The 19595-nt window shown below is 64.8% G+C and carries 20 protein-coding genes and 2 tRNA genes; 5 read left to right on the forward strand and 17 right to left on the reverse strand.

Annotation, left to right across the window (positions count from 1 at the left end; all coding sequences use genetic code 11):
• Position 1 precedes the first annotated feature (1 nt).
• Positions 2-355 (reverse strand): PadR family transcriptional regulator, encoded by a 354-nt coding sequence (locus tag ACWA1Q_RS07830; RefSeq protein ID WP_463756440.1) that lies wholly within the window; start codon positions 353-355, stop codon positions 2-4.
• Between the two features lie 171 nt (positions 356-526).
• Positions 527-1267, reverse strand: a complete 741-nt coding sequence (locus ACWA1Q_RS07835) for an alpha/beta fold hydrolase (protein ID WP_463756441.1) — start codon at positions 1265-1267, stop codon at positions 527-529.
• Positions 1268-1340: 73 nt separating this feature from the next.
• Here ACWA1Q_RS07835 and ACWA1Q_RS07840 point away from each other — a divergent pair, with 73 nt between their 5' ends.
• Entirely contained in the window at positions 1341-2039 is a 699-nt protein-coding gene (locus ACWA1Q_RS07840) for a helix-turn-helix transcriptional regulator (RefSeq protein WP_463756442.1), read from the forward strand.
• Between the two features lie 211 nt (positions 2040-2250).
• Here the strand turns inward: ACWA1Q_RS07840 and ACWA1Q_RS07845 are convergent, their stop codons facing one another.
• The 5 genes from ACWA1Q_RS07845 to ACWA1Q_RS07865 form a co-directional block, all read right to left on the reverse strand.
• Positions 2251-2478, reverse strand: a complete 228-nt coding sequence (locus ACWA1Q_RS07845; RefSeq protein ID WP_463756445.1) for a DUF2283 domain-containing protein — start codon at positions 2476-2478, stop codon at positions 2251-2253.
• 103 nt (positions 2479-2581) lie between these two features.
• Positions 2582-2872: a hypothetical protein gene (locus tag ACWA1Q_RS07850; protein WP_463756448.1), complete on the reverse strand. Its 291-nt coding sequence runs from the start codon at positions 2870-2872 to the stop codon at positions 2582-2584.
• A 659-nt stretch (positions 2873-3531) separates the two neighbouring features.
• Entirely contained in the window at positions 3532-3903 is a 372-nt protein-coding gene (locus ACWA1Q_RS07855; protein WP_463756450.1) for a hypothetical protein, read from the reverse strand.
• Positions 3904-4445: 542 nt separating this feature from the next.
• Positions 4446-4519 (reverse strand) — tRNA-Ile (locus ACWA1Q_RS07860).
• 9 nt (positions 4520-4528) lie between these two features.
• Positions 4529-5791: a glycosyltransferase gene (locus tag ACWA1Q_RS07865; RefSeq protein ID WP_463756452.1), complete on the reverse strand. Its 1263-nt coding sequence runs from the start codon at positions 5789-5791 to the stop codon at positions 4529-4531.
• A gap of 266 nt (positions 5792-6057) precedes the next feature.
• On the opposite strand from ACWA1Q_RS07865, the gene ACWA1Q_RS07870 reads away from it, so the two are divergent.
• A complete protein-coding gene (locus ACWA1Q_RS07870) occupies positions 6058-6435 on the forward strand; it encodes a YciI family protein (RefSeq protein WP_463756454.1) in 378 nt (125 codons plus the stop codon).
• Positions 6417-7661 (forward strand): RNA polymerase sigma factor, encoded by a 1245-nt coding sequence (locus tag ACWA1Q_RS07875; RefSeq protein ID WP_463756456.1) that lies wholly within the window; start codon positions 6417-6419, stop codon positions 7659-7661. The genes ACWA1Q_RS07870 and ACWA1Q_RS07875 overlap by 19 nt, the downstream gene beginning before the upstream one ends.
• A gap of 13 nt (positions 7662-7674) precedes the next feature.
• On the opposite strand, the gene ACWA1Q_RS07880 is transcribed toward ACWA1Q_RS07875, so the two are convergent.
• Positions 7675-8616 carry a DMT family transporter gene (locus tag ACWA1Q_RS07880; RefSeq protein ID WP_463760809.1) on the reverse strand — a complete coding sequence of 314 codons (942 nt, stop codon included), beginning with the start codon at positions 8614-8616 and terminating at the stop codon, positions 7675-7677.
• A 45-nt stretch (positions 8617-8661) separates the two neighbouring features.
• Here ACWA1Q_RS07880 and def point away from each other — a divergent pair, with 45 nt between their 5' ends.
• Positions 8662-9228, forward strand: a complete 567-nt coding sequence (def, locus tag ACWA1Q_RS07885; RefSeq protein ID WP_463756457.1) for a peptide deformylase — start codon at positions 8662-8664, stop codon at positions 9226-9228.
• A 73-nt stretch (positions 9229-9301) separates the two neighbouring features.
• On the opposite strand, the gene ACWA1Q_RS07890 is transcribed toward def, so the two are convergent.
• From ACWA1Q_RS07890 to dusB, 5 genes are all read right to left on the reverse strand, one after another.
• Positions 9302-9374: transfer RNA gene (locus ACWA1Q_RS07890), tRNA-Asn, on the reverse strand.
• 63 nt (positions 9375-9437) lie between these two features.
• On the reverse strand, positions 9438-10274 hold the full coding sequence (locus tag ACWA1Q_RS07895; RefSeq protein WP_463756459.1) for an ATP-binding cassette domain-containing protein: 837 nt from the start codon (positions 10272-10274) through the stop codon (positions 9438-9440).
• Positions 10275-10323: 49 nt separating this feature from the next.
• Positions 10324-12177: a DNA primase gene (dnaG, locus tag ACWA1Q_RS07900; protein WP_463756460.1), complete on the reverse strand. Its 1854-nt coding sequence runs from the start codon at positions 12175-12177 to the stop codon at positions 10324-10326.
• A 57-nt stretch (positions 12178-12234) separates the two neighbouring features.
• Positions 12235-13488, reverse strand: coding sequence for a deoxyguanosinetriphosphate triphosphohydrolase (locus tag ACWA1Q_RS07905; RefSeq protein ID WP_463756462.1), 1254 nt, complete (start codon positions 13486-13488; stop codon positions 12235-12237).
• A complete protein-coding gene (gene dusB, locus ACWA1Q_RS07910; protein ID WP_463756464.1) occupies positions 13478-14638 on the reverse strand; it encodes a tRNA dihydrouridine synthase DusB in 1161 nt (386 codons plus the stop codon). The genes ACWA1Q_RS07905 and dusB overlap by 11 nt, the downstream gene beginning before the upstream one ends.
• Positions 14639-14671: 33 nt before the next feature.
• On the opposite strand from dusB, the gene ACWA1Q_RS07915 reads away from it, so the two are divergent.
• Complete coding sequence (locus tag ACWA1Q_RS07915) at positions 14672-15157, forward strand: aminoacyl-tRNA deacylase (RefSeq protein ID WP_463756465.1); 486 nt, start codon at positions 14672-14674, stop codon at positions 15155-15157.
• A gap of 111 nt (positions 15158-15268) precedes the next feature.
• Here ACWA1Q_RS07915 and ACWA1Q_RS07920 read toward each other — a convergent pair whose 3' ends face one another.
• The 4 genes from ACWA1Q_RS07920 to leuA all read right to left on the reverse strand — a co-directional run bounded on the left by ACWA1Q_RS07920 (position 15269) and on the right by leuA (position 19581).
• Entirely contained in the window at positions 15269-15946 is a 678-nt protein-coding gene (locus tag ACWA1Q_RS07920) for a DsbA family oxidoreductase (RefSeq protein WP_463756467.1), read from the reverse strand.
• A 289-nt stretch (positions 15947-16235) separates the two neighbouring features.
• On the reverse strand, positions 16236-17042 hold the full coding sequence (locus ACWA1Q_RS07925) for an isoprenyl transferase (protein ID WP_463756469.1): 807 nt from the start codon (positions 17040-17042) through the stop codon (positions 16236-16238).
• Positions 17039-17776, reverse strand: coding sequence for a DNA repair protein RecO (gene recO / locus ACWA1Q_RS07930; RefSeq protein ID WP_463756470.1), 738 nt, complete (start codon positions 17774-17776; stop codon positions 17039-17041). Before recO ends, ACWA1Q_RS07925 begins: the two co-directional genes overlap by 4 nt.
• A gap of 44 nt (positions 17777-17820) precedes the next feature.
• On the reverse strand, positions 17821-19581 hold the full coding sequence (gene leuA, locus ACWA1Q_RS07935) for a 2-isopropylmalate synthase (protein ID WP_463756472.1): 1761 nt from the start codon (positions 19579-19581) through the stop codon (positions 17821-17823).
• Positions 19582-19595 lie beyond the last annotated feature (14 nt).

Consider the following 19595-nt stretch of genomic DNA (forward strand, 5'->3'; position numbering starts at 1 on the left):
ATCAGTTCTCTTTCTGGTTGTTCGCACGTTCGATGTTTTGGTGGAGCTGTTCTATGCGTTCTGCGAGGAAGCTCCAGGTCCGCCAGAATTCCACGAGGTATTCCGCACCCTGCGCGTTCAGCGAGTAGACCTTGCGCGGCGGGCCCTTCTCGGAAGGAACCTTCTCGACATCGACGAGACCCCGCTGCTCGATCCTGACAAGCAACGCGTAGACCGTGCCCTCGACGATGTCGGTGAACCCCTCCTCACGAAGGCGTGCCGTGATCTCGTATCCATATGCCGGTTGCAGGGCGAGCGTCGCGAGGACGATGCCTTCGAGAGTGCCTTTGAGCATCTCGGTTGATTGCTTGCCCATGGCCCCTTGCCTGATGTCGGTTCTCAGTAACACTGACTACCGGTATATAGTAATCATGAGTACTGGTTGTTAGCAAGACTAGTTAGCAAGACAACTGGCTTCCACATACGACTCGTCAAAACGGAAAGGGCCAGCCGGATTCGGCTGACCCCGTCGTGTCGTGCGTACAGTTCAGTCGGTGCGAGAAGCGGCCTCTTGGATGACCTCGGCGAGGTCGCGGGGACGGCTCCACATGGGCCAATGACCCGTCGGCAGGTCGACGACATCGAGGTGCTCGATGTTCGCTACTTCGGCAAACATGGCATGACCGGCGTGGGCCAATTCCAGTACTTGCGCGCTCGGCATCGAACAACACACCAGGGTGGTCCGGACCTTGCGGCGTGCATCGTTCGTGAGTTCGACGGGCTGCCGAAGCACGGAGCCGGGCTCGGGGACGGCCCGGGCCTGGAAACGCTCGAGAGCTTCTGTGCTCAGGCCCTCGAGGCTCGCCTGCTGCGCGAGGACGTCGAGGGACGGCAGCGGAAGTTCGCCCACCCCCTCCGGAAGGTCCGGGGCGAAGACGCTTCCTGTCGCCACTGGACCGGAGTCGACCCACACCATCCGATGAACAAGCTCGGGGTGCCGGTCGAGGACGAGACTGACGGGGAAATTCGCCCCACTGTGAGCGACGATGGTCGCGGGCCGATCCTCCGAGAGGTCGAGTCGGACGAAGACGTCCAGGATCGCAGCAACCTGATCGTCCAGAGTCTTAGTCGCACGCTCGGGATCGTCTCCATCAAGACCGGGCAGGGTCATCGCGATCGCATGAGAGTGGTCAGCATTCAGGTGTTTAAGGACTTCGTCCCACGCCCAGGCGCCCAGCCAGTGGCCGGCGATGAGAACGATGGTGGGACTGCTCGCAGTTGGTGTCATGTTCCTAGCTTGGTAGGTGCTCCGGGCAGGTGTATGTCACTATTTCTGTCATGAATATGACGCGGATTGATCGGTGAAGCGAGCAGAGCGACTCCACGCCCTGTCTGAGATGCTGCGCCGTAACGGATCGCGGGGTTGCTCGGCCGAGCGGCTGGCGAGAGAGTTCAGCGTGTCTGTGCGCACGGTCAAGCGAGACCTCGCTGCGCTTGAGAACAGCGGCGCTCCCGTATGGTCGCGCCCGGGTCCTGGCGGGGGCTACGGATTGGCGGCAGGCGCGTCACTTCCGCCTGTCAGCCTGCCACCGGCGCAGGCCGTGGCACTCATGGCCGCCGTGTCCGCTGCACCCGACGCCCCGTACGCCGATCTGGCGGCCGCCGGCGTCCAAAAGATCCTCGACGTTCTTGACCCCAGAACCCGAGCGCGAGCCGATGAACTGGCCGGCCGTGTCTGGGTCAACGCCATGCCCTCTGCGTCGCGCACCATCAGGTCGGCGCTCGAGGAGGGGATGTCCGAGCAGCGAGTGATCCGCATCCGCTACATATCGAAAGGTGGGGCCACGACCAGCCGTGACGTCGAACCCGTGCTGTTCGCGTCCACGAACGGCCAGTGGTACCTGATCGGATGGTGCCACCTGCGCGGTGCGATGCGATGGTTCACCGTGTCACGCATCGCGCGAGCCAGCGTGACCAAGACGGCTTGCAGCGGCCACACCGTCCACGAGGTTGGAGAACCCCCCACAAACGCCAGACCGGTGCACGGTCGGGGCGAGTGAGCCGCTCAATCAGCCCTTGCGGTCAGCACATCTGGCGTGACCGCTCGACAGAGTCGGCGCCTGATCCACGCCCGACTTATCGATCTCTTCGGGTGCGTATCCGAGGAGATCAGTGCAACCGCTCATCCGACGTGAATCGCTCTCCGCGCCGGCACAGATTTCTCCGACCCGCTGTGCTCACCAGTCGTCAACAAAGCTGGGCCAACAATAGCTAGCTCAGGGTCCGCATTTCCCGAAGAGATCCAGGACGCAGTAAGTTGCGCGCGCCGACGATTTCGACCCCAAGCAGATGGCCATCTTCGTCGAAATCCAGGATCAGTTCGCTGTCTTGCAATGGAATCATTTGCTGGCGCGTAGCTTCACCGTCGGAGATGTCGCGCGTCAATGGGATGTAGGCCGCGTCGGCCTCGTCATCGTATGTCGCATCGATAGAGATCATGCCGTCAGCCTAGATGTGAGCAATGACAATCGCGGTAGAGGACAGCTCCACGGGGAAGAGGTATCACTTTCGGTCCACACCCTTAGTGATGTTTGCTTCGGCCTCATCCACACCCGTCGACGTCGAATACAACGTCTGCAATCTCCGCAACCTCGAGGCGAAGATCCCACGACAGTGTCTTGCCTTTGCGGCACCACTCCGCTTGATGCTCCGGCGAGTCCCACCCATGGTCGTAGTGGAAGTCAGATTCCCAGAAGTCGAGCCAGGTACGAAGCCGCTGCGTGAGTTGCGGCGACAGGTCGAGGGACTCAGGTGTGATCTCGCACTCGTCCTCCTCGAGGGGCCACTGGTAGTCGTAGTCGATGGCGACTTTGACGGTGCGGCGATCAGGCATGTCTGTACCTCCCAAGGGCATCTCATTCTGACGGAGCGCACGCGATCCGTTCTACCTCCCGCCAAGCGGAACCCTCAGCGGCCACCCCTTCAACCGGATGATGCGCGTCGGAAAGCGCCGCCGGAAGACGAAGCGGTGTGCCGAAGGGTTCGGACGCCGAGAATGACAGCGAGGGCGATAAGCAGCAAGGCCGCACCAAGGAGGATAGTCAGTGCCCAGCCCGGGTACGTGGTGAAGGGACTCCCGGACACGTCACGGTAGGTGCATTCGAGCCCCAGAGGAAACCAAGACGTCTTGCTCTCTATCTCCGCTTCGAGCGGTGTTGCTTCCGGTGGCTGATTCATCGAGCATGTGTAGCCCCGGTGCCTGACGTTGTACCAGTACTGGTAAATAGACACAGCAAGAACGGTGAGGACCCCGACAACGAGCGAGGTTCCGGCTAAAACGGGCCGCCCAACTTCGCTCCACGTCAGGGCAACCGAGTTCTCACGCTCACTTTCGCTCACGTGCTGACTCTAGAGGGTCGCGCATTGTTGGCCCCCATCCGATGTCGCTCAGAAATCCCGACGGGAACCCTCAGCGGGAGCGACAACTGCGATCAGAACACTGACGCCCCACGCCCACCAGCTAACGCGGCCGGAGAGCGCGCAAAGACCGCGTCAGCCGGGAACCTTGGCTGCAAGGTAGGTGCGAATGACTGTAATTAGTGCGGATTTGGTCGTGCTTGCGAAGCGAAGCACGTGACAGAAGCTTGTAACTTTCCCATCTGCGGCGACCGCCTCACCGTCGATACTCGCCTCACGGCCGTGCGTGATGATCGACAGGACCCGCATTTCGGTTGGAGTCGAAGTCCGCCCCGAATAATCGACTATTGCGGCGAGTCCGCTGCGCACAGTTTCCCCAAGAATCTCCCATTCAGCCGCGGGTGAGAGAAGCAATTCGAGTTCAACTTCGTCCCCGATCGCTAGCGCGACAGCTAGGCGGCGGGTGATCTCGTGTCGAGGGGCGTTACCGCAGTTGGATTCGAACACGACCCTCAGTGAATCAGGCGCGCTCATCCTATGAGGCCGTTCCGGCGACCAGGGGGAAGGCTACGTCGGCTACCGGTGCGGTGTCCTGAGGAAGGTGCCCGAAGTACACCTCGCGGGCGGGGCCGGACAGCAGGTTGTCCATGCGGGCCCCTTGCCCCAGCGCGGTGGGCGGTAAGGGTATGCGGGTACTCCAGTTGCGATCGGGTGAGGGACCGAACCGTCAGCTCGGCAGCCGATGCGTAGCGTTGCTCGATGAAGCCCACGAGATCGTCAGCGTCTCTCAAATGTACCTCTGACATGAAGTCCCCTTCGTCTGGTTCAGGAGGAGTTGAGTGTATCGAGGGAGGAATATCCAGCGCTACACGATTCGTTCGAGTACGATCGCGCAACCGACTTCAACGCAGTTACTCACCGGCCAATAGGTCATCGCTCCCGATCGGAAGTCGCGGCGGCCGCTATCTGGTGTCGGGCGTGCTCAGGCCAGTCGCGATACATGGACGACGCTCACGAGCGACTGCCCCGGCCGCCGATGCGTGTACTTGTAGGGCGGACGGGACTTGAACCCGTGACCGACGGATTATGAGTCCGCTGCTCTAACCAGCTGAGCTACCGCCCCCTGTGGTGTCTAGTCGTCAGACACCTGGATGGGAATCGATTCGGTGACGGGGTCGGTCACCGATTCCCCACGATACATGCTCTCAAAAGTCGAGAGCGTGCGCTGGATATCGTGCGCTTTGATCATGCGCAGTGACTCCTTTTTCATCGCCGTGACCTTCTCCGGCGACGCGGTGAGCACGTCCGTGAGCCGCGCCGCGAGTTCCTCGACATTGCCGGGCTCGAAGAGGTAGCCATTCTCGTCATCGTGCACGAGGTGCGGGAGCGCCATCGCGTTCGCTGCCACGACAGGAAGAGCGGATGCCATGGCCTCCATGGTCACGATGCTCTGCAACTCCGCAATCGAGGGCATCGCGAGCACGGTTGCGCGCGTGTACGCAGCACGCAGGTCCTCGTCGCTGACATAACCGGTGAAGGTCACACGATCGCCGAGCCCGAGCTCAGCGGCGAGGTTCTCGAGATTGCGCTTCTGGTCGCCGCCTCCGACGATCTCGAGCTTCGCATCGAGCGACGGGTCGAGCGTGGCGAAGGCCTTGATGAGTACGTCGATCTGCTTCTCGCCGGTGACTCTCCCGACGAAAATGATCCGGTTCTCGGTGCGCGGCTCGAAGTTCGGCGTGTACATGTGGGCGTCGATGCCGCACGAAATCGCGTGAACCCCGGTGAGACCTGTGTACTTTTCGAGGAAGTCAGCTGCGCGACGCGTCGGCGTGGTGACCGCTTCAGCGAGGCTGAGGTTTCCACGGGCGAGCTTCCAGGCCCAGCGAACGAGCCCTTCACGGAAGCGTTCGGGCATGAGCGTGAATTCGAGAGCGTTCTCGGGCATGAGGTGGTTGGTGGCGATGATCCGGATGCCACGCTTCGCTGCCTCGTTCGAAAGCCCGCGGCCTACATTGAGGTAGGACTGTGAGTGGATGACGTCGGGCTTCACCGCATCGATGATGCGGGCGGAGTTCCGGTTGATCGCCCACGGCAGCGCAAAGCGCAGCCAGTCGTGCGGATACCAGCGCCAGCTCCTCAGCCGGTGCACCGTCATCTGCTGACCCTCGTGCGTCTCCGTCCAGGTACCGCGCTTGCGCGATGGAGCGGGGGCGACGACGTGGACCTCGTGGCCCCGACCGACCATGCCCGCTGCGAGCCGTTCGGCGAACCGCGCCGCGCCATTCACATCCGGCGAGAAGGTGTCAGCGCCGATGATGATCCGCAAAGGTCGTTTTCCGTCGGATGCGGTGCTGGTCGAACCGTTGTCGGTGTGGTTCAGTGCGTCAGGCAAGATGGGGGTTTTCCTCCGTCATCGGCCGGCGCTCGAGCTACCGGCCACATCCCTTGGCGGTTGGCCTCCCGGGATCGGTCGGTTTATTCTAACCGGCGCCCACCCTGCCTTGCGGGAACCCGGCTCGCGTGCCGTGGCAGACGCGGCGAGCCTGCCCGCGACCGATTTCGGAACCGCTGTCGATTTCGCACGGTCGACTTCGTCATCTCTATAGCGGCCGCAATCGGCGGCCACTAACCTGACGAACCAATAGGAAAGGAACTGTCATGCGGTTCGCACTTCTCTTGAACAACCCGGAACCAGCCGACGTGGGCATCACCGAGGAAGACATGGAACCGGCACGGGCGGCGTTCGATGCTTACGCCAAATCCCTGTCGGATGCCGGTGTGCTGGTTTCCGTCGATATTCTCCAGCCCGTCGCGGCATCCACCACCGTGACTCTCCGCAACGGAAGCCTCCAGATCCAGGACGGGCCATTCGCCGACACCCGCGAAAAGCTGAACGGGGTTTTTGTTCTCGATGTGCCCGACCTCGACGCTGCTCTCGCCTGGGCCGAGAAATGTCCAGCTGCCCAATACGGTGTCATCGAGGTCAGGCCGACAGCGGTGTACTTCGCGGACGGACGATGGAAGAACGCCGCCTGACACCCGGCGACACAGTGGAGCAGGTCGCCCGGAACTCGCACGGGCGACTGCTCGCACTGCTGGCGGAGCGCGCGGGCGATATCTCCATGGCCGAGGACGCACTCTCCGACGCGTTCGTCGAGGCACTGGCACGCTGGACTAACACGGGGACGCCGGCAAACCCCGAAGCCTGGATCTTCACAGTCGCCCGAAACCGGCTGAGGGACCGCCATCGCTCCGCGGCCGAGCGCAGGTCCGTCCCGCTCGAAGTGATTGAAGCATCCTGGGCGACGCCCGACGACGCCGATTCCGATGCCATCCCGGATAAGCGGCTGGCCCTCCTGTTCACCTGCGCGCACCCGGCGATCGACCCCGCGTCGCGAACACCCCTCATGCTCCAGACGGTCCTCGGGCTCGACGCCGGGCGCATCGCTCAGGCGTACGCTCTCCCCCAGCCCGTGATGGCGCAGCGTCTCGTCCGCGCGAAACGACGGATCAAAGCGGCAGGTATCCCCTTCCGGCTCCCCGACCGTCAGGAGATGCCGGATCGTCTCGCCGCAGTGCTCGAGGCCATCTACGGCACGTACGCGATCGAATGGCAGGTCGTTTCGGGCACGAGCTTCCGCGAATCATTAGCGGCCGAGGCCCTGTATCTCGCTGAGCTGCTCGCCGGCCATCTTCCCGATGAACCCGAGGCGCTCGGGCTGGCGGCGCTCCTGTGCCTGTCGACGGCCCGCGGCCCGGCGCGGACGGCACCCGACGGCAGCACGATCGGACTCGATGAGCAGGACACCTCGAAATGGGATGCCGCGGCAATCGCACGCGGGGAACGCTACCTCGAACGCGCGCACGCACTCGGGTCGATCGGCCGATTCCAGCTCGAAGCCGCCATCCAGTCGGTGCACAGCGCCCGCGCCACCACGGGAACAACGGACGTCGCGGCGCTGCGCCTGCTCTCGGAGGCGCTTGTCGCCGTCGCTCCGACCCTCGGTGCCGAGGTGTCACTGGCCGCAGTCGTTGGCGAGGCCCACGGCCCTGAGGCGGGGATCCTGGCGCTCGACGGCATCCGCTCGCCGGGCGCGGCGCGATTCCAGCCGGCGTGGGCGACGAGAGCGCACCTGCTCGCGCGAGCGGGCCGGGCAGCCGAGGCGGTGTCCGCCTACGAGAAAGCGATCTCGTTGACCACCGACACGACGACCCGCGCGTGGCTCGCGGAACGGTCTGCGCGTATCGCGGCCGACAACTGAGCCGGTCGGCCGGTCAGAGCTGCGGTTGCGGGTGGTTCTGCGCTTGCGGGTGGTGCCTCGCCAACTGGAAGACTCCCCAGACGGCGATGGCCCCGGCGATGGCGAAGCCGATCATGGCCCAGAGTGGCGCATTGCTGGCTTCGTCGAGGACGACAATGCCGATCACGACAGCGACCATCGGGTCGACGACGGTCAGACCGGCGATGACAAGATCCGGCGGCCCTGACGAGTACGCCGTCTGCACGAAGTACGCGCCGATGCCGGTGGCCGCGAGCAGGGAAACGACGCACAGCACGGTGAGCCAGTCGAAGTTCTGGTTGACGATCCGGTTGATGACGACCTTCGCGAGCGTGGCAACGAAACCGTAGATGATTCCGGCGGCAAGGATGTAGAAGAGGGCCCGTGACCGTTTTCGGAAGAACACGAAGCCGAGCGCGAACAGCACGAGCACGATCGCCAGCATGATGAGCACGGTGATCAGGTCAACCCGCGTGACCGACTTTTCCCCCGCCACCAGGGCGGCGACCGTCACGAACAGCGCCACACCGCCCACACAAGCGGAGATCGCGATCACCGACGCCCGGTTGAGCTCGACCTTGTTGATCTTGGCGTTGAGTATCGCGGTGATCACGAGCGCGATGGCGCCGAGCGGCTGCACGATGATCAGCGGTGACCACACGAGGGCGGTGAGCTGGAAAGCGATCGCGAACCCGAGCATGAGAGTGCCGAGAACCCACGACGGGCGAGCCAGAAGCTGCTTCAGCTGGCCGACGTTGAGACCCGTTCGGGCGTCGACGCCGCTCGAGGCCTCGACCTTGGTGACACCCCGGTGCTGGAACTGTGCACCGAGCGACAGGAACACGGCACCGACGATGGCCAAGGGGATACCGATCAGCTGAGTGGGATTGCGAACGAACTCAGCCGTCAGGTCGGTAAAGTCGTTGCTCGCAAACATCACGAAGCGAGCCTACAACGGGCGTGTCTTGGTTAGGCTCAACGAATGTCTATTCTTCCCATCCGCATCTCCGGCGACCCCGTACTTCACTCCCCCGCAGAGCCGGTGACGGTCTTCGATGACTCCCTCCGCCAGCTGGTGTCAGACATGTTCGAGACGATGGATGCCGCGCCCGGCGTCGGCCTCGCCGCCCCGCAGGTCGGTGTCCCGCTCCGGCTCTTCGTCTATGGATATGACACGGATGAGCACGGGCCGTGGCGCGGTGTCGTCATCAACCCGGAGCTGTGGATCACTCCCCCACCCGCCGGTGATCCCGATGAAGAACTCGAGTCAGAGGGATGCCTCTCGTTTCCGGGTGAGCGGTTCCCGTTGCGACGTGCAGACGAAGCGATCATCACCGGCGTCGATCTGGAACAGAATCCCGTCGAGCTGCGTGTCGACGGCTGGCGGGCACGTATTCTCCAGCACGAATATGACCACCTGGACGGATACCTCTACGTCGACCGCCTGGCCAGGCACGAGCGCAAGCTCGTCCACAAGATCGCGAAGAAGATGGGCTGGGGTGTTCCCGGCGTGAGCTGGATGCCCGGAGTGGACCACCTCGACGACTGAGCCAGTGGCCGGGGCGAACGGCGCGGTGGCAAAAGAAAAGACCACAGGGGTGGAGCCCTTGTGGTCTTCTCAGCTCCTCGACTTGGACTCGAACCAAGAACCTACCGGTTAACAGCCGATTGCTCTGCCAATTGAGCTATCGAGGATTATGTCGTGCGTGATTACTTTACCAAAGGTTTGGCAGAGTCCAAATCGACAGGCCCTCCCGGTCAATTGTCATCCGCAGCAACACGGTGTTCCGCCTCGGCGAGACCGCTGAGGAACGGATGCTGCCCACCGGCAAGCAACTCGTCGATCGGTCCAAGACCGACGACACGGCCGGAATCGAGGGCGGCTACCCGGCACGTGGTCCTGCGCAGCAACGACAGGTCGTGACTGACAAGGACCGCTGAAAACTCGCGTTCTTCGCGAAGCCGACCGATCAGCTCGTTGATTGCTCCCCGCACCGTGACGTCGATCCCTGCGGTCGGTTCGTCGGCAATCCACAGCTCAGGGCCGAGGACGAGCGACTTCGCGATAGCGACGCGCTGGCGCTGGCCGCTCGACAGTTCAAACGGGAACTTGTCGAGCACGGCGAGCGGCAACTGAACGGCGTCGAGCATGGTCGCGACCCGCAGGCCGATGGCTTTGCGGTTGTACTGCCGGTCCCGCTGCAGGATCGGCTCGGCGATGATCTCCGAGACGGTGCGTTCAGGGGCGAGCCGCGTCGCGGCATCCTGCGGCAGGTGGGCGACTTTGAACGTCACGCGGTTCAGTTCCCGGCGACGGATGCCACGCAACCGCGACCCGAGGACTGTCACCTCTCCCCCGACGATGACGGGCGCCGGGTCCGTTCCCTTGGGGGTAACGAGATCGCCGGCCAGAACCCGCGCGAGCGTCGACTTTCCCGAACCGGTCTCACCGATGATTCCGATGATCTCGTCGACACCCAGGCGGAGGCTGACGCCGTCGAGCGCACGGTGAGGCGGGCTGGGGCGGCGAGCTGGGTATTCGACGGCGAGATCGTCGGCCAGCACCGCCGCTTCCGGTGTTGGCGATGCAGTCATGGCACCATCCTGCCCCACAGTGGGGGTGCTGCCACAGTCCCCGCGCCGGTCAGCGTTCGCGAAGCCTGCGTCGTTCCGCCTCGAGAGCCATGATGTCGGCCTGAATCGCCCGATAGCTCTCGCGCTCCCTGGGGTCCGTGCGCTGGAGCCGGCCGAGCATGTCGTGGGACTGCCGCAGCAGGTCACGGTCGATGAGCGCGATGGTGATTTCGCGCACATACGCCGTCAGGTCCCGTTCTTCCCGCTCCGGAATCGGCGCGACGGCGAGTTGCTGCACGAATCCCACCATCGGTGTCGGTACGGTCTCGATGATCCGGTCGAACCAGTTCGCGGCACCGAAGCTGTCGAGCGTCGCAGCGATCGCGTCGCGGACCATGGCGAGGGTCGGGTTCACGAACCCGGTGAAAACGGCGCGCTGCACGAGCTCGTGTCCGGCCATGTCCGGATGCTGCAGGATCGCCATCAGCGCATCGCGTTCGAGGCGCGTCGCCGGGTCTCCGGGCAGGTCGCGCAGCGACGCAGGGCGCTCAGCGGGCGGTTCCGTTTCGGAACCTCCCGCGGCCCTCGATGTCGCGGAGCGGGCCCCACCGCGACCGGCCCGGCTGATGGCGGCTTGCACCTCGGCGAGGTCGACTCCAAGGTGACGCGCGAGCACTCTCGTGTAACCGGGCCGGAGCGACGGGTCGCGGATCTCGGCGATGATCGGAGCGGATGCCGTGAGGGCACCGACCCGGCCCTCCACTGTTTCGAGGTCGTAGGCGGCGAGGGTCTGCCGGATGACGAACTCGAACATCGGCTCCTTCGTCTCGATGAGACGGCGGACGGCGTCGTCACCGCGGTTGAGCCGGAGGTCGCATGGGTCGAGTCCGTCCGGCGCGACCGCGACATACGTCTGGGCGGAGAAACGCTGCTCTTCGGCGAACGCGCGCATCGCGGCCTTCTGGCCCGCGGCATCCGGGTCGAAGGTGAAGATGACCTCGCCCTTGCCGCTGTCATCACCCATGACCCGGCGGAGAGTCTTGATGTGGTCGACGCCGAACGACGTGCCACACGTTGCGACGGCCGTCGTGACACCGGCGAGGTGGCACGCCATCACGTCGGTGTAGCCCTCAACGACCACGACGCGCCCGCTGCGGGAGACATCGCGCTTGGCGAGGTCGAGCCCGTAGAGCACTTGCGCCTTGTGGTAGACCGGGGTCTCAGGCGTATTGAGGTATTTCGGGCCTTTGTCATCGTCGAGGAGTTTGCGCGCCCCGAAGCCCACGGTCTGCCCGGTGACGTCGCGGATCGGCCAGATCAGCCTGCCGCGGAACCGGTCGTAGATGCCGCGGTCGCCTTGTGAGACGAGCCCGGATGCGGTGATCTCCTCGACGGAGAATCCCTTGCCACGGAGGAACTTGGTGAGCGAGTCCCAGCTCTTCGGCGCGAAACCAACGCCGAAGCGTTCAGCGGCGATGTGGTCGAATCCGCGTTCGCCAAGGAACCGGCGGCCGGGGTCTGCGCCAGGCGACGCGAGCTGCTCGCGGAAGTATCCCTCGGCGGCGGCGTTCGCGGCGAGGAGGCGGGCACGGTTGCCGTGGTCGGGCGCGCCCTCCCCGTCTTCGTAGGTGAGCGAGAAGCCGGCACGTGCGGCCAGCCGCTCGACGGCATCCGCGAAGGTGACGTGGTCCATCTTCTGGAGGAACGAGATGACGTCGCCCGATTCGCCGCAACCGAAACAGTGGTAGAAACCCAGCTGAGGCCGCACGTGGAAGCTCGGGCTGCGCTCGTCGTGGAACGGGCAGAGGCCCTTGAGGGAGCCGACGCCAGCGGACTTGAGGCTGACGAAATCACCGACGATGTCGGCGATGTTTGTGCGTGACTTGACCTCGTCTATGTCGCTTGAGCGAATGCGGCCGGCCATCCTCCCATCCTATCGAGGATCGCCTCGGCGACGGCCCTCCCCACAGGGATGGAGGCTCTAGGCCGGGAGCGCGAGTCGTTCGTGCCAGGCCATCGCCGACTGGTCGGTGAGACTTGCAACCTGGTCGACGATCACACGCTTTCTTGCGCCGTCGTCTGCCGCCTCGTTCCAGTCGTCGGCGAATCCGCGGTCGAGCGACCCGGGCCCGGCCGCGAAGAGCCCTTCAGCCAGGTCGGTGAGGATGTCACGCTGCTGCCGGTAGATCGGCTGGCGGGCGTCGCTCGCCATGACGAACGCAGCGACGACACCTTTGAGCACGGCGATCTCGGCCTGCACCTCGTGCGGAACGATCACGCTCGCGCCGAAGCGGATCAGGCTCGACTGCGGGTACGCCTCGCGTGTCGCCTGCGTCGCCGACTGCGAGAAGTGGCCGATCATCTGGCTCGTGAAGTTCTTGAGCTTCGCGAGGTCGCGACGGGAAGCATCCCAGCCCGTCATCCATACGTCGTAGTCGGCGAGCCGGTCGAAGGCGGCGCTCATGTCGTCGACGGTGAAGCCGTCGCCCGCCCAGGCCTGCACCGCGCGGATGAGGGAGTCATGACCGGCGCGGGCGCTGAGGAAAGCGGGGTCGATGTATTCGTTGACGATCGCGTCTTCGAAGTCGTGCACCGAATAGGCGATGTCGTCGGAGAGGTCCATGACCTCGGCTTCGATACAGCGCTGGCGGGCGGGAGCGCCCTGGCGGAGCCAGAGAAACGCGTCGCCGTCGTCGTCGAAGAAGCCGAACTTGGCGCGTCCACCGGGGTCGTTCACGGCTTGTGCTGCCGGCCACGGGTATTTGCAGCTCGCGTCGAGGCTCGCCCGGGTGAGGTTGAGTCCGTAGGAGCGGCCGTCTGCGCCGAAGACCTTGGGCTCGAGCTTGGTGAGGATCCGGAGGGTCTGGGCATTGCCCTCGAACCCGCCGATGTCTTCTGCCCAGGTGTTTAGGGCGCGCTCACCGTTGTGGCCGAATGGCGGGTGGCCGAGGTCGTGGGCGAGGCACGCTGTGTCGACGATGTCCGGCTCGAGGCCGAGGCTCGTCGCGAGCTCGCGGCCGACCTGCGCGACCTCGAGTGAGTGTGTCAGCCGGTTGCGGGCGAAGTCGAGTCCGGCCGCCGGGCTGAGCACCTGGGTCTTGGCGGCGAGCCGGCGGAGGGCACTCGAATGCAGCAGCCGTGCGCGGTCGCGGGCGAAGTCGGTGCGGCGTGAGGAGTGGTGCTCGGGCAGCGCACGCTCGTTGTCATGCTCGCTGTACTGCCCGCTATCCACCACTGGTGTCCGCCTCGGTTTCGGTGAGGGTACCGCGCTCGGTCACGCCGATCGTGCGGGAGTTGAGCCAGCCATCGGGAAGCACGGTGCGCTTCGGTGAGCCGGCGCGGCCGCGCTGTCCTTCGGCGTCCGCGCCCGGGTACGGCAGCGACCAGTCGAGGGTGGCGAGGAGTTCGTCGAGCTGGTCGAGCGACTCCACCGTCGCCAGGCGCGCACGGAGGTCGCCGCCAACCGGGTACCCCTTGAAGTACCAGGCGACGTGCTTGCGGATGTCACGGCATCCGCGCTCTTCGCTCTCGAAGAATTCGGCGAGGAGTTCGGCGTGCCGTCGGAACGTGGTCGCGACCTGGCCCAGCGACGGAGTGAACCGCTGGTCTGAACCGGTGAAGGCGGCGGCGAGATCTCCAAACAGCCACGGCCGGCCGAGGCAGCCGCGACCGACGACGACGCCGTCGCATCCGGTTCCGGCCATCATCCGGAGGGCGTCTTCGCCGGACCAAATGTCGCCGTTGCCGAGAATGGGAACTGTGGTGACGGCCTCCTTGAGTCTGGTGATCGCCGACCAGTCGGCGTTGCCGGAGTAGAACTCGGACGCGGTGCGCGCGTGCAGCGCGATACTGGCGACGCCAGCGCCCTCAGCCGCCTTGCCCGCTTCGAGGTAGGTCAGGTGGTCGGAGTCGATGCCCTTACGCATCTTCACTGTGAGCGGGACGTCGCCGGCGGCCTTCACTGCGCCCTCGACGATGTCGCGGAACAGGTCCTGCTTCCACGGCAGCGCGCTTCCGCCGCCCTTGCGGGTGACCTTCGGGACCGGGCAGCCGAAGTTGAGGTCGATGTGGTCGGCGCGATCCTCGGCGACGAGGATGGTCACGGCCTCTGACACCGTCTTCGGGTCGACCCCGTAGAGCTGGATGCTCCTGGTTGTCTCCGATTCGTGGTGGTTGATCAGCCGCATCGTCTCTTTGTTGCGCTCGACGAGAGCACGGGAGGTGATCATTTCGCTGACATACAGCCCGACGCCGAATTCTCGGCAGAGTCGGCGGAAGGCGGTGTTCGTGATCCCGGCCATGGGCGCGAGAACGACCGGCACGTCGAGCTCAAGAGAGCCGATCGTCAGTGCCGGGGCGTGGCTTATCGTGGGGATGGCAGACATGTCCCTCAATTCTCCCAGAAAGCTGGCGAAACCATGACCGAACAGCGAATCGGCGGTGGACTGGAGCGGATGACCGCCGCCGCTGCCGCCCGCGGCCTCGACGTGTCGGTGGTTCCGCGGCCCGAAGCGTCGAGCCTCGAGGATGCCGCCCGGCTGCTCGGGATCGAACCAGAGGAGATCGTCAAGACGCTCGTCGTCAAACGGCACGACGGCGACTTCCTGTTCGCGCTCGTGCCCGGCGGGCGCAAGATCTCGTGGCCCAAGCTGCGCGCACTCGTCGGCGTGAACAAGCTGTCGTTGCCGTCAGCGGATGTCGCGCTCGACGCCACCGGGTACGGCCGCGGCACGATCACGCCGCTCGGAAGCAGCACCGCCTGGCCCGTCTGGGTGGATGAATCCGCGGTGGGCCGCCGGGTCGCCCTCGGCGCGGGTGAACACGGGCACAGTGCATTCGTTGACATCGACGCGCTCGTCGAGGCCTTCGGTGCAACCGTCGCCGACATCACCGATCCGGAGTAGGAACCTTCTCGGTCGTCCGAACCGCGGCTTGCGCCGGAATCGCGCAGGTGTCACCTTCGCAACTGACGGCATCCGCCGCGCCGAGGAGGGTCAGCGTGGGGCGCTCGGTGCTCATGCGCGTGCCGCTTCGCGTTCGGTCCACACCTGGTCGAGGACCTGGGCGAAGGTTTCCGCCTCTTGTGCGCCCGAGACGCCGTACTTGCCGTCGATGACGAAGAACGGAACGCCCTGGATGCCGTACTCCTGGCCGAGTGCCTGGTCGGCGCGGACGGCGTCGAGGTGCTCATCCGCGCTCAGGGAGCGGATGACGTCTGCCCGGTCGAGGCCGATCTCGGCGGCGAGGTCGGCGAGATCCTCGATGCGGCCGACGTGCCTGCCCTCGGTGAAGTAGGCCTTGAGGAGGCGCTCCTTGGCTTCGACCTGCTTGCCGTGCGCCTTCGCGTAGTGCAGGAGCTGGTGCGCCTTGACCGTATTGGTGTGCTTGAGGATGTCGAAGTTGTAGTCGAGGCCCGTCGTCCTGGCGATGCCCGTGACGTTCTCGAGCATGCCCGTGACCTGGCCGGCCGGTATGCCCTTGTGGGTGGAGAGGAAGTCGATCTCGCTGCCGTCGAAGTCGACCGGGGTATCCGGTGCGAGTTCAAAGCTGTGGTACTCGATCGTCACGTCTGGCGCGTCAGCACCGGCCTTCGCGGCGAACACAGCGGCGCCGGTTTCGAATTTGCGCTTGCCGATGTAACACCAGGGGCAGGCGATGTCGGACCAGATGTCGATTTTGATGGATTCACTCACTCTCGGGCCAACCGGGTCGGGTGGCGGGGTATTCCCGAGACGGTATGGATGTGGCGGGGTCGCATTCGGTTGTCACTAACGCGGGTAAAAACCGCGTAATACGCGCGTTGGTGACCACCGGACCGGCGCCGAGCCGACCGCATCCGTTCAGTTGTCACTAACGCACCTAAAAGCCGCTTAATACGCGCATTGGCGACCACCGAACGTGCGGGCGCTCATCGGTCCCATATGTCGGGTTCGCGGGCAGTAAACCGGCATACGGGACCGATGAAGCCCGCGCCCAACGACCTCAGGCGGTGCCGGGCGTATCGATCGCGCCACCGAACCGCCGATCGCGGTCGATGTAGAGGCCGATCGCTTCCCAGAGGTCGGTGCGCGAGAAGTCGGGCCACAGCGTGTCGAGAAACACCATCTCGGCGTACGCGCTCTGCCACAGCAGGAAGTTGCTCGTGCGCTGCTCGCCCGAACTGCGCACGAACAGATCCACATCGGGGAGCTCTGGAGTGTAGAGCGCACGCTGGATGGACTTCTCGGTGATCCCGGACGGTTTGAGGGTTCCGGCGGCGACCTGCTCTGCCAGTTGCCGGACGGCATCCGTGATTTCGGTCCTGCCGCCGTAGTTGACGCACATCGTCAGGGTGAGGGTGTTGTTGTTCTCGGTGAGCTTCTCGGCGAACTGCAATTCCTTGATGACGGATGCCCAGAGTCGCGGCTTGCGACCGGCCCACCTCACGCGCACTCCCCACTCGTTGAGCTGATCGCGCCTGCGGTGCAGCACGTCGCGGTTGAACCCCATCAGGAACCGGACCTCATCGGGAGAGCGGCGCCAGTTCTCGGTGGAGAACGCGTACACCGAGAGGTGTTTGACGCCGATCTGGATCGCGCCGGCCACGACGTCGAGGAGCGCGGACTCACCGGCACGGTGACCCTCGACGCGCGGAAGACCCTGCCGGTTGGCCCAGCGGCCGTTGCCGTCCATCACGATCGCCACGTGTTCGGGTACCGCTTTCGCCGGCACGGTCGGCGGGTACACGCCGGTCCAGTCCAGTGGTCGGTATTCGACGGCATCCCGGTGGGTGAAGGGTTTCGGAGTCAACTGTCGGTTCTTTCTCGGGAGACGTGCGCGAGTGATTTCAGTCCACGCTCGAGGTGCCACTGGGTATAGGCGGCGGCGACCCCACTGGCGCGGGACCGCGTGTTGTCGTCGGATGCATCGGCGTGGTCCCAGTCGCCGGTGAGCAACGAGGAGAGCAGTGCGATCGTGGGCGGATCCAGCCGCGGACTGCCGGGTGGGGCGCACTGGTCGCACACCACTCCGCCGAGTTGCACAACCATGTGGCTGTGTGGCCCGGATGCCTGGCAGCGGGCGCAGTCGAAGAAACTCGGTGCCCAGCCCGCGAGCGACAACGCGCGCAGCAGATACGAGTCGAGGGTGAGCGAGGAGTCGTGGTCGTGCCGCGACAGCGCCCGTAAAGCACCGACGAGCAGCAGGTACTGCTGGAGCGAACTCTCCGACTCGGTGAGCTTGTCTGCCGTCTCGACCATGACCGTCGCCGCGGTGTACGCGCCGTAGTCAGCAGCTATGAGCGCGCCGTACGACGCGAGGGTCTCCGCCTGGTTGATCACGTCGAGCGACCGGCCTTCGTAGAGCTGAAGGTCGGCAACCATGAACGGCTCGAGCCGCGCCCCGAACTTCGATCCGGTCCGGCGAACGCCCTTCGCGACGGCGCGAACCTTCCCGTGCTGACGGGTCAGCAGGGTCACGATCCGGTCGGCTTCACCCAGCTTGTGGGTGCGGAGCACAACGCCTTCATCACGATAAACGGGCACAGTCCAGTATCCAGCAGGATCCTGAACTGTGCCCGACGGCTCGCCTAGACGGCTGCGAGTGCGCGGTCCACCGCTGCCGTGCGGATCGCCCGGTTGACCGCGGAAACCACGGCCTTGAGGGATGCCGTCGAAATGTCTCCGTCAATGCCGACGCCCCAGAGGCGGCGATCAGCGACCTGCAACTCGACGTAGGCTGCAGCCTGGGCATCTCCGCTGGCACCGAGTGTGTGCTCGACGTAGTCGAACAGCGTCACGTCGATTCCACGTTCGCGGAGAATCCCGAGGAACGCGGCGATCGGGCCGTTCCCGGTGGATGCCGCTTCGCTCACGTCCTCTCCGTCGCGGAGGTTCACGGTGAGCTCAACGGATCCGGACAGGCTGCTTGCCGTGCGCGTACCCTGCAGCTCGAACCGGCCCCACTTGTCTGACTCGCTCACTGACGGCAGGTATTCATCCTGGAAGATCTGCCAGATCGCGTCGCTCGTGAGCTCGCCGCCCTGCTCGTCCGTCTTCGACTGGACGACCCCGGAGAACTCGATCTGCAGCTTGCGGGGCAGATCCAACGCGTGGTCGGTTTTGAGGAGGTACGCGACGCCGCCCTTGCCGGACTGCGAATTGACGCGGATGACCGCCTCGTAGCTGCGCCCGAGGTCCTTGGGGTCGACGGGCAGATACGGCACGGCCCAGACCAGCTCGTCGACGTCACGGCCCTGAGTCGCGGCATCCGTGGCCATGGCCTCGAAGCCCTTCTTGATGGCATCCTGATGTGAGCCGCTGAAGGCGGTGAAGACGAGGTCGCCGGCCCACGGGCTGCGCTCGTGCACCTTGAGCTGGTTGCAGTATTCTGCAGTGCGCTTGATCTCGTCCACGTCACTGAAGTCGATCTGCGGGTCGATGCCCTGCGTGAAGAGGTTGATACCGAGCGCGACGAGGTCGACGTTGCCGGTGCGTTCACCGTTGCCGAAGAGGCAACCTTCGATGCGGTCGGCTCCGGCCATGTAGCCGAGCTCGGCCGCGGCGATCGCCGTTCCACGGTCGTTGTGCGGGTGCAGCGACAGGATGACGTTCTCGCGGTGGTTGAGGTGGCGCGACATCCACTCGATCGAGTCGGCGTAGACGTTGGGCGTCGCCATCTCGACGGTCGACGGCAGGTTGATGATGACCTTGCGCTCGGGGGTGGGTTCGAGCACGTCGAGCACCTGGTTGCAGACGTCGACCGCGTACTCGAGTTCGGTGCCGGTGTAGCTCTCAGGCGAGTACTCGTAGTACACGGTGGTCTCGGGGATGAGGCTTTCCATCTCGCGGCAGATCCGGGCGCCATGCAGCGCAATGTCGATGATGCCCTGCTTGTCGGTGCGGAACACTACGTCGCGCTGCAGCACGCTCGTGGAGTTGTACAGGTGGACGATGGCCTGCTTGGCACCGGCGATGGACTCGTAGGTGCGCTTGATCAGGTGATCGCGGGCCTGGGTCAGAACCTGGATGGTGACGTCATCCGGGATCGCGTTCTCCTCGATGAGGCTGCGCACGAAGTCGAAGTCGGCCTGGCTCGCGCTCGGGAACCCGACCTCGATCTCCTTGTAGCCGATCCGCACGAGCATGTCGAACATGATGCGCTTGCGTTCGGGGCTCATCGGGTCGATGAGAGCCTGGTTACCGTCCCGAAGGTCAACGGCGCACCAGCGGGGCGCGGTGGTGATGCGCTTGGTCGGCCAGGTCCGGTCGGGCAGGTCCACGGTGATCTGCTCGTGGTACGGACGGTACTTGTGGATCGGCATCGCCGACGCCGCCTGGTTGTTTCTCATGGTTCTATTCTCCT

The organism is Mycetocola sp. TRD_SC_2 (assembly GCF_055361225.1).

What these genes read in the sequence shown, in the direction of transcription:
- ACWA1Q_RS07915 (WP_463756465.1), top strand. Translation starts at nt 14,672, where the DNA reads ATGACCGAACAGCGAATCGGCGGTGGACTGGAGCGGATGACCGCCGCC.
- ACWA1Q_RS07870 (WP_463756454.1), top strand. Translation starts at nt 6,058, where the DNA reads ATGCGGTTCGCACTTCTCTTGAACAACCCGGAACCAGCCGACGTGGGC.
- leuA (WP_463756472.1), bottom strand. Translation starts at nt 19,581, where the DNA reads ATGAGAAACAACCAGGCGGCGTCGGCGATGCCGATCCACAAGTACCGT.
- dnaG (WP_463756460.1), bottom strand. Translation starts at nt 12,177, where the DNA reads ATGGCCGGCCGCATTCGCTCAAGCGACATAGACGAGGTCAAGTCACGC.
- ACWA1Q_RS07895 (WP_463756459.1), bottom strand. Translation starts at nt 10,274, where the DNA reads ATGACTGCATCGCCAACACCGGAAGCGGCGGTGCTGGCCGACGATCTC.
- ACWA1Q_RS07850 (WP_463756448.1), bottom strand. Translation starts at nt 2,872, where the DNA reads ATGCCTGATCGCCGCACCGTCAAAGTCGCCATCGACTACGACTACCAG.
- ACWA1Q_RS07880 (WP_463760809.1), bottom strand. Translation starts at nt 8,616, where the DNA reads ATGTTTGCGAGCAACGACTTTACCGACCTGACGGCTGAGTTCGTTCGC.
- ACWA1Q_RS07830 (WP_463756440.1), bottom strand. Translation starts at nt 355, where the DNA reads ATGGGCAAGCAATCAACCGAGATGCTCAAAGGCACTCTCGAAGGCATC.
- ACWA1Q_RS07835 (WP_463756441.1), bottom strand. Translation starts at nt 1,267, where the DNA reads ATGACACCAACTGCGAGCAGTCCCACCATCGTTCTCATCGCCGGCCAC.
- ACWA1Q_RS07875 (WP_463756456.1), top strand. Translation starts at nt 6,417, where the DNA reads ATGGAAGAACGCCGCCTGACACCCGGCGACACAGTGGAGCAGGTCGCC.
- ACWA1Q_RS07845 (WP_463756445.1), bottom strand. Translation starts at nt 2,478, where the DNA reads ATGATCTCTATCGATGCGACATACGATGACGAGGCCGACGCGGCCTAC.
- def (WP_463756457.1), top strand. Translation starts at nt 8,662, where the DNA reads ATGTCTATTCTTCCCATCCGCATCTCCGGCGACCCCGTACTTCACTCC.
- dusB (WP_463756464.1), bottom strand. Translation starts at nt 14,638, where the DNA reads ATGTCTGCCATCCCCACGATAAGCCACGCCCCGGCACTGACGATCGGC.